Origin of the sequence: Amnibacterium sp., from assembly GCF_025463795.1 — a bacterium.
Taxonomy (GTDB): Bacteria; Actinomycetota; Actinomycetes; order Actinomycetales; family Microbacteriaceae; genus Amnibacterium.
The window spans coordinates 1-8,007 of sequence record NZ_JAODBE010000103.1 but is presented as its reverse complement, the minus strand read 5'-3'; the positions used below and the strand labels follow the sequence as shown (position 1 = coordinate 8,007).

Here is an 8,007-nt window from a genome sequence, read left to right as displayed (position 1 = left end):
GATCGCCGGTCACCCACGCCTCGACTGGTGCCATTTGTCCTGAGAAAGCGACGCGCGCAGCGGAGGCAAGGGCAGCACCGTCTGGTGCTGTTCCGTGGGACGCCGGAGGCGCCCTTGCCGCACTGAGCACGTCGAACACGCTCGGCCACCGAGAGGCCCTATGTGGGGGTGTGTACGCGGTGTGCACAATCTCGCAGAGTTGCGGAATCGTCTGGCCATCCTGCGGGTCGGAGAACCCCGGAAACATGCGGAAGCGGCCCTCTCGTTGACCGAGCGCAGGCTCCAAAATCGGCCCTCGGCAAGCTGTATTCAGCCTCGGGGCGATGTCCCTGGCTAGGAGTAGGACGTCCTCGTTAGCGGGAGGTTCTCGAGTGGGTACGGTCAGCGGTTACACGACGGGGGCGGGCAGGCGTTGGCGCGTTCGATATCGCACGCCGGATCACCGCCAGGCCGACAAGCGGGGCTTTCGGACCAAGCGTGAAGCCGAGGACTTCCTCGCGGGTGTCGAGGTCGCGAAGCTCCGCGGGGAGTGGGTCAACCCGGCTCGCTCGCGGGTGACAGTCGGGGAGTGGGCCGAGGAGTGGTACGCCGCTCAGCTGCAGGTGAAACCCACCACAAGGTCGGGCTACCGCCATTCGCTCGACAAGCACGTGTTGTCGCGATGGTCGACCACCCGGCTGCCGGAGGTGCGCCACTCCGATGTCCAGGCCTGGGTGAACGGACTCTCGACGAAGCCCGCACCCTCGACCGTGCGCCAGATCCATCTCGTCCTGTCCGGGGTGATGAAGTACGCCGTCCGGGACGGACGGCTGAGCCGCAATCCCTGCGACGACCTCCGCCTACCGCGGATCGTAAAACGACGCCACGGGTACCTCGACGACGAGCAGGTCGAGCGCCTTGCCATCGCACACGGCCCCTATGCGGACGTCATCGCGTTCCCTCGCCTACACCGGCCTCCGTTGGGGCGAGATGGCGGCATTGCGAGTAGGCCGGGTCGATCTGAAGCGACGGCGTCTCGAGGTGGCGGAAGCCGTCACCGAGCCACGCGGCGCCCTGGTCTTCGGCACGACGAAGACCCATGAACGCCGCTCGGTGCCCTACCCGCGCCTCCTCGACGAGCTACTCCGCGCCCGCTGCGCCAGGAAGCAGCCGGGTGATCTCGTCTTCACAGGCCCTGACGGCGGCGTCGTTCGCAGCAGCAACTTCCGGTACCGCTGGTTCGATCCAGCCCTGACGCGGATCCGGGAGGCGGATCCCGACTTCCCTCGCATCACACCGCACGACCTCCGGCACAGCGCAGCGAGCCTGGCGATCGCCGCCGGCGCGAACGTGAAGGCGGTGCAGCGGATGCTCGGCCACGCCTCCGCGGCGATGACGCTCGACGTGTACGCCGACCTCTTCGACGATGACCTGGACTCCGTAGCCGCGGCCCTCGATGACCACGCCGCTGCTGCAGGTGTGGGCAAACTGTGGGCACGGCCCCTCGACAAGCCCCTCGTCAATCTGCCGGAAGATAAGAAACCCCCGGATGACCAAGGATCTTACTAGTGGCTCCGACCGGCGTCGATCCGGTGACCTTTCGATTTTCAGTCGAACGCTCTACCAACTGAGCTACAGAGCCGAAAGCGGATCGCTCGCACCATCCGCCTCGCGACCCTGACGGGACTTGAACCCGCGACCTCCGCCGTGACAGGGCGGCACGCTAACCAACTGCGCTACAGGGCCAAACAACTTGCTTCAGTGAACCAGGTCAGCGGCTGTGACCCCAACGGGATTCGAACCCGTGTTATCGCCGTGAAAGGGCGACGTCCTAGGCCGCTAAACGATGGGGCCGGGCCTCCCGTGACCGGGCTCACCGACCGTCAAGTGTACGGTGCCCGGCGCGGTTTCCCAAACGCACGCCGACGGGCGGGCGCGGCGCAACACACCCGCACTGGGTACACCGGGTCCGGGCGGCCCGGGGTTACGGTGGCGGCTGCATTCCGAGGCGGCACGCCCGCCGGTGCGTCGATCGGGGGTTCGACATGCGGATGCGGGTCAGGACTCGCGTGATCGCGCTGTCCGTCGTGCTCACGACGGCCGCCGTCGCCGGCATCGCGCTGCCCGCGCACGCCACCAGCTACCCCTCGTGGAGCGACGTGCAGTCCGCCCGTCACAGCGCTGCCGCGAAGGCCGCCCAGGTCAAACGCATCGAGGGGCTGCTCGCCTCCAGCAAAGCGGTCGTCGAGCACACGCAGCAGGTCGCGCAGCAGCGCGGGGCCGAGTACCAGGTGGCTCGGGACCAGGTCGACTCTGCCAACGACCGTCTGGGGAAGGTGAAGAAGGAGGTCGCCGCCGATCAGAAGCGGGCCAAGGCCGCCTCGCAGCGGGCCGGCCTGCTCGCGGCGCAGTTGAGCCGGACCGGCGGCGCCGACCTCCAGACCACTCTCTTCTTCTCCGCGGGCTCGTCGGACCGCAGCGCCTCGTCGTTCCTCACGAAGCTCGGCCGGCTCTCCAAGCTCACCCAGTCGAACGGCGAGATCGCCGCCGCAGCGAAGCAGGCGCAGCGCACGGCGGCCTCCACGCAAGCGCAGCTGAAGCAGGCGACTGCCGTGCTCGTCACGCTGAAGGGGAAGGCGGCATCCGCGCTCGCCGCCGCCGTACGGGCGAACGAGACCGCGAACGCCGAGCTGCAGAAGGAGCAGGGCGTGCAGGCGACCCTGGCCGCTCAGCTGAAGGCGCTGCAGGCGAAGTCGGACGCCACCGCTGCCGGGTACCAGGCGGGTCTCCGCGCCGCGGCCGCCCGCCGGGCCGCAGCCGCCGCGGCTGCATCGAGCGGTGGCGCCGGGGGATCCGTCGACGTCTCCGGATGGGCGCACCCTGCCTACGGTCCCATCACCGACGGCTTCGGCTACCGGCCCGACCAGCCGGCGGGGGCCAACCCGTTCCACCACGGCACGGACATCGGCGCCGGCTGCGGCAGCTCGATCTACGCCGCGCATGCCGGCACGGTCGTCTACGCCGGCTGGCTCGGCACCTACGGCAACTTCATCGAGATCGACAACGGCGGCAGCGTCTCGACCGGGTACGCGCACATCCGCCCCGGCGGCACGTTCGTCCACGTCGGCCAGCAGGTGTCGGCGGGCCAGAACATCGCCTCCGTCGGGATGACGGGTGCGGCGACCGGCTGCCACCTCCACTTCGAGGTGCGGATCAACGAGGTCCCCATCAACGCCCAGCCGTTCATGGCCGCCCGGGGGATCACCCTTGGCTGAGGTGCTGCGCAGACACCACACCGCGCCGCTCGGGATCGCGGTCGGCGCCGTCACGCTGGGCGCGGTGACCGCCGCGTTCACGATCAGCCCCGCCGCGGCGGACGAGCCGACCTACCCCAGCTGGCAGGACGTGCAGAACGCCGCGCACAGCGAGTCGGCCGCGAAGGCGGAGGTCGCCAGGATCACCGCCCTGATCACGTCCCTGCAGGACAAGGCGGACGCCGCCGGGCGCGCCGCGCAGATCGCCGCCGAGCACTCCCACGTGGCGCAGGCGGCCGAGGCCGCCGCCCGCACGCAGCACGACGCACTCGCGAAGGAGGCGGACGCCGCCGCCGCGCGTGCCAGGACGTCGCGGATGCGAGCAGGCCTGCTCGCCGCGCACCTCGCCCGCACCACCGGCGGCGACCTGCCGACGGACCTGCTGCTCAACGGGTCCGACGCGAGCAACCTGCTGTACCGCCTGGCGACGATGTCCCAGCTGTCGGCGCAGTCGGCGCAGATCTACAACGACGCCGTCGCGGACGAGAACTCCGCGAAAGCCCTCGGCGCGCAGGCCGACGCCGCGGAGGCCGAGCTGCAGCAGCGCGCGGATGCGGCCGCGAGCGCGCTGGCCGCCGCCCGCAGCACCTCCACGGCCGCCGAAGCCGCGGTCACCGCGCAGCAGCAGCACGTGAACCGGCTCCTGTCGCAGCTCGCCGACCTGCAGCACACGAGCACGCAGGTCGCCGCGTCCTACGTCGCGGGGGTGCAGCACCGCCGCGAGGTCGCGGCTGCGAAGGCCGACCATGCGTCGGGCGGGTCCTCCGGGGGCTCGTCCTCCGGTGGGTCCTCCGATGGGTCCTCGTCGGGTGGGTCCTCGTCCTCCGGCGGGTCGTCCGGGGGGTCCTCGTCGGGTGGCTCGTCGCCGGGTGGGTCCTCGTCGGGTGGGTCCTCCTCCGGTGGCTCGTCCTCCGGTGGGTCCTCGTCCTCGGGCGGGTCGTCGGGCGGATCCGTCGGGTCGGGCAACACCTCGCAGGCGTCCGCGGCCGTGGCGTTCGCGCGCGACCAGATCGGCGACATGTACCAGTTCGCCGGTGCCGGCCCGAGCACCTGGGACTGCTCCGGCTTGACGTGGAAGGCGTACCTCTCCGTCGGCATCGACGTGGGGGGCCACTCCGCCACCGCCCAGTACGACCTCGCGCGGTCTCAGGGGCAGCTCGTGCCCTACTCGCAGGCGCGGCCGGGCGACCTGGTCTTCTACACCGACGGCGGTGGCGACATGTACCACGTCGCCATCTACTCCGGAGGCGGCGACATGATCGAGGCGCCCTACGACGGGGTGCCCGTGCGTGAGGTGCCCGTGCGCGACGCCGACCGGATGCCCGTCGTCGCCCGCCCCACCGCCTGACCCGCCCGGCCCCGACCTCTCCGGAGCGCGTCCGCTGCCCGATCGGCGGAGGAATCGGACCTCCGCGACGAATGCGTGCGCATGCCGGAGCCTCCGGCGAAGAGGCTCCCGGCCCACAGCCCCTACCGGGCCCGGGACGTCCCCGCAGGGGGAGGGCGCGACCGACGGGCGGCAGCGCCGCGCTAGCTGTGGTCGGCGCCCGCGTCGGAGAGGCGGGTGAAGCCCTCCTGGATGATGCGGTCGGCCTCGGCCGCCCCGCCCCAGCCCTCGATGTTCACGAACTTGCCGGGCTCGAGGTCCTTGTAGCGCGCGAAGAAGTGCTCGAACTCCTTGCGGGTCTGCTCCGGCACGTCGTCGATGTCCTGGATGTGCTGCCACCGCGGGTCCTTGTAGGGGACAGCGATGATCTTCGCGTCCGACCCTGCCTCGTCGCTCATGTTGAGCACGGCGACCGGGCGCACCTTCACGCCGACGCCCGGGAAGACCGGGTACTCGAGCAGCACGAGCGCGTCGACCGGGTCGCCGTCGAGCCCGAGCGTGTTCTCGAAGAATCCGTAGTCGACCGGGTAGACGAAGGCCGTGAACAGCACCCGGTCGAGGTAGACCCGGCCGGTCACGTGGTCGACCTCGTACTTGTTCCGGCTCCCCTTGGGGATCTCGATGATGACGTCGTACTCGGCCACGGTCGTCCTCCACGCAGGTGAGCGGCGGCGGATCCGGCCCGCCGCGGGCGGCAATAACGTTAGCGGATGCCCGATCGGCCCCGACTGACTCCGGCGGTCGCGGACGTCCGCAGGGCGGTGCGCGAGCGGCTGCCGGCGGTGCCCGTGCGGGCTGCCGGACCGGAGGCGCTCGTCGGCCTGTCCGGGGGCCCCGACTCCCTCGCGCTCGCCCTCGCCGTGGCGTTCGAGGCGCCGCGGGCCGGTCGGCGGATCGGCGCCGTCGTCGTCGACCACGGCCTGCAGGACGGATCCGCCGCCGTCGCGGAACGGGCTGCGGGAGTCGCCCACGGCCTCGGTCTCGACCCGGTGCTCGTGGAGCGCGTCACCGTCGGGCAGGAGGGCGGCCCGGAGGCCGCTTCGAGGGCCGCGCGGCTGGCGGCGTTCGATCGCGCCCTCGCGGCCACGGGGGCCACCCGCGTCCTCACCGGGCACACGCTCGACGACCAGGCGGAGACGGTGCTGCTGGGCCTCGCGCGCGGATCCGGACCCGACGCGATCGCCGGGATGCGCGCCGACGCTCCCCCGTTCGTCCGGCCCCTGCTCGGACTCCGCCGCGCGACGACGGTGCAGGCCTGCGCCGATCAGGGGGTCGAGCCGTGGGCCGATCCGCACAACGCGGACCGCCGCTTCACGCGCGTGCGCGTCCGGCTCGACGCGCTCCCGGCTCTCGAGGCGGCGCTCGGTCCCGGCGTCGCCGTCAACCTCGCCCGCACCGCCGCCCAGCTGCAGGAGGACGCGGCCGCCCTCGACCTGCTCGCCGAGGAGCAGGCCCCCGAGCTCGCCGAGCTCGCGGAGGGCGGCATCGCCCTGCCGGTCGACGCGCTCGCCGCGAACCCGCCCGCGCTCGCCCAGCGGCTCATCCGCCTCGCCGTCGAGCACGAGTTCGGCCGCACCCTCACCCGGGCGCAGACCCTCGAGGTCGCCCGCCTCGTGACCGACTGGCACGGGCAGGGGCCGCTCGATCTGCCCGGCGTTAGGGTGGTCCGCGCCGGCGGCCGGCTCGAGTTCACGGCCGTCTGAAGGGGAGGGCAGCGTGCAGCCGAGCGACGTCGAAGGCGATCTCTCCAGGGTGCTCCACACCGAGACCGAGATCGCCGACCGCATCGGGGACCTGTGCCGGCGCATCGAGGCCGACGAGCCCGCCGACGGCGACGGCCGGCCCCTGCTGCTCGTCGGCGTGCTGAAGGGCGCCGTCATGGTGATGGCCGACCTCGCCCGCGAGCTGCGCATCCCCGTCGAGATGGACTGGATGGCGGTCAGCTCCTACGGCTCGAGCACGCGCTCCTCGGGCGTGGTGCGCATCCTGAAGGACCTCGACACCGAGCTCGACGGCCGGCGGGTGCTCATCGTCGAGGACATCATCGACTCCGGGCTCACCCTCTCCTGGCTCGTCGCGAACCTCCGCTCCCGCGGCCCGGCATCGGTCGAGGTGTGCGCCCTGCTGCGCAAACCCGAGGCGCAGCGCCTCGCGGTCGACGTGAAGTACTCCGGGTTCGACATCCCCAACGAATTCGTCGTGGGGTACGGACTCGACTACGCGGAGCGCTACCGCAACCTGCGCGCCATCGCGGTGCTCGCGCCGCACGTCTACACGTGACGGGAGCGCGACGGGCCTCGCGACCCCGTTCCTGACGACCCGCCAAGCGTGCGCCCTGAACCCGAATTGGGGCATCCCCCCAGAGCGAACAGGTGCTCCCAGGCGGAATGCGGGGCGTTACCCTATCCCCACTATGGACTTCAAGCGCATCTTCCGCGGTCCGCTCCTGTATATCGTGATCGCGGTCATCGTGGTGTGGGTCGGCTCCAGCCTGCTCACGGGCTCCGGCTTCCGCCAGGTCTCGACCCAGGAGGGACTCAAGTACCTGAGCAGCGGCCAGGTGGCCTCCGCGAAGATCGTCGACACGGACCAGCGCGTCGACCTCACCCTCACGAACGCGGACCCGAAGTACGGCGCGCAGGTGCAGTTCTATTACGTGGCGCCGCGTGGCACGGAGATCGTCAACGCCGTCGACTCCGCGTACAAGGCCGGCAAGCTGAAGTCGTTCGACGACCAGGTGCCGCAGCCCAGCTGGCTGCTCTCGGTCGCCACGTTCCTCGTGCCGATCCTGCTGCTGGGCCTCTTCTTCTGGTTCATCATGTCCGGCATGCAGGGCGGCGGGAACCGCGTGATGCAGTTCGGCAAGTCGCGCGCGAAGCTCGTCTCGAAGGAGACCCCGAAGGTCTCGTTCAACGACGTCGCGGGGGCCGACGAGGCCATCGAGGAGCTCGGCGAGATCAAGGACTTCCTGAAGGAGCCCGCGAAGTTCCAGGCGGTCGGTGCTCGCATCCCGAAGGGCGTGCTGCTGTACGGCCCCCCCGGAACCGGAAAGACGCTGCTCGCCCGCGCCGTCGCGGGTGAGGCGGGCGTGCCGTTCTACTCGATCTCCGGATCCGACTTCGTCGAGATGTTCGTGGGCGTCGGCGCCAGCCGCGTGCGGGACCTGTTCGACCAGGCGAAGCAGAACGCGCCGGCCATCATCTTCGTGGACGAGATCGACGCCGTCGGTCGGCACCGCGGCGCAGGCATGGGCGGCGGGCACGACGAGCGCGAGCAGACGCTCAACCAGCTGCTCGTGGAGATGGACGGCTTCGAGAGCAACGAGGG

General features: G+C 71.2%; 8 protein-coding genes and 3 tRNA genes. 7 read left to right on the top strand and 4 right to left on the bottom strand.

The window, feature by feature from the left end:
- Positions 1–323 precede the first annotated feature (323 nt).
- The gene (locus JWQ92_RS09235) at positions 324–1,082 is read left to right on the top strand and encodes a hypothetical protein (protein WP_297344162.1); all 759 of its coding nucleotides are present in this window, start codon (positions 324–326) and stop codon (positions 1,080–1,082) included.
- Positions 970–1,548, top strand: a complete 579-nt coding sequence (gene xerC / locus JWQ92_RS09230; RefSeq protein ID WP_297344161.1) for a tyrosine-type recombinase/integrase — start codon at positions 970–972, stop codon at positions 1,546–1,548. The genes JWQ92_RS09235 and xerC overlap by 113 nt, the downstream gene beginning before the upstream one ends.
- Here the strand turns inward: xerC and JWQ92_RS09225 are convergent.
- From JWQ92_RS09225 to JWQ92_RS09215, 3 genes are all read right to left on the bottom strand, one after another.
- Positions 1,549–1,621: transfer RNA gene (locus tag JWQ92_RS09225), tRNA-Phe, on the bottom strand.
- Between the two features lie 30 nt (positions 1,622–1,651).
- Positions 1,652–1,725: transfer RNA gene (locus JWQ92_RS09220), tRNA-Asp, on the bottom strand.
- A gap of 35 nt (positions 1,726–1,760) precedes the next feature.
- Positions 1,761–1,833, bottom strand: a tRNA-Glu gene (locus tag JWQ92_RS09215).
- Between the two features lie 215 nt (positions 1,834–2,048).
- Between JWQ92_RS09215 and JWQ92_RS09210 the strand changes: the two genes are divergently transcribed.
- Positions 2,049–3,254, top strand: coding sequence for a M23 family metallopeptidase (locus tag JWQ92_RS09210; protein ID WP_297344160.1), 1,206 nt, complete (start codon positions 2,049–2,051; stop codon positions 3,252–3,254).
- A 1-nt stretch (position 3,255) separates the two neighbouring features.
- Positions 3,256–4,641 (top strand): C40 family peptidase, encoded by a 1,386-nt coding sequence (locus JWQ92_RS09205; RefSeq protein WP_297344163.1) that lies wholly within the window; start codon positions 3,256–3,258, stop codon positions 4,639–4,641.
- A gap of 182 nt (positions 4,642–4,823) precedes the next feature.
- Here JWQ92_RS09205 and JWQ92_RS09200 read toward each other — a convergent pair whose 3' ends face one another.
- Positions 4,824–5,324, bottom strand: coding sequence for an inorganic diphosphatase (locus JWQ92_RS09200; protein ID WP_297344159.1), 501 nt, complete (start codon positions 5,322–5,324; stop codon positions 4,824–4,826).
- 66 nt (positions 5,325–5,390) lie between these two features.
- Here JWQ92_RS09200 and tilS point away from each other — a divergent pair, with 66 nt between their 5' ends.
- The 3 genes from tilS to JWQ92_RS09185 all read left to right on the top strand — a co-directional run.
- Positions 5,391–6,383 carry a tRNA lysidine(34) synthetase TilS gene (tilS, locus tag JWQ92_RS09195; protein WP_297344158.1) on the top strand — a complete coding sequence of 331 codons (993 nt, stop codon included), beginning with the start codon at positions 5,391–5,393 and terminating at the stop codon, positions 6,381–6,383.
- A 13-nt stretch (positions 6,384–6,396) separates the two neighbouring features.
- Entirely contained in the window at positions 6,397–6,960 is a 564-nt protein-coding gene (gene hpt / locus JWQ92_RS09190) for a hypoxanthine phosphoribosyltransferase (RefSeq protein ID WP_297344157.1), read from the top strand.
- A gap of 133 nt (positions 6,961–7,093) precedes the next feature.
- Positions 7,094–8,007, top strand: a 914-nt coding sequence (locus tag JWQ92_RS09185) for an ATP-dependent metallopeptidase FtsH/Yme1/Tma family protein (RefSeq protein ID WP_297344156.1), incomplete at its 3' end; no start/stop codon positions are given.

What these genes read in the sequence shown, in the direction of transcription:
- JWQ92_RS09235 (WP_297344162.1), top strand. Translation starts at nt 324, where the DNA reads ATGTCCCTGGCTAGGAGTAGGACGTCCTCGTTAGCGGGAGGTTCTCGA.
- xerC (WP_297344161.1), top strand. Translation starts at nt 970, where the DNA reads ATGGCGGCATTGCGAGTAGGCCGGGTCGATCTGAAGCGACGGCGTCTC.
- tilS (WP_297344158.1), top strand. Translation starts at nt 5,391, where the DNA reads ATGCCCGATCGGCCCCGACTGACTCCGGCGGTCGCGGACGTCCGCAGG.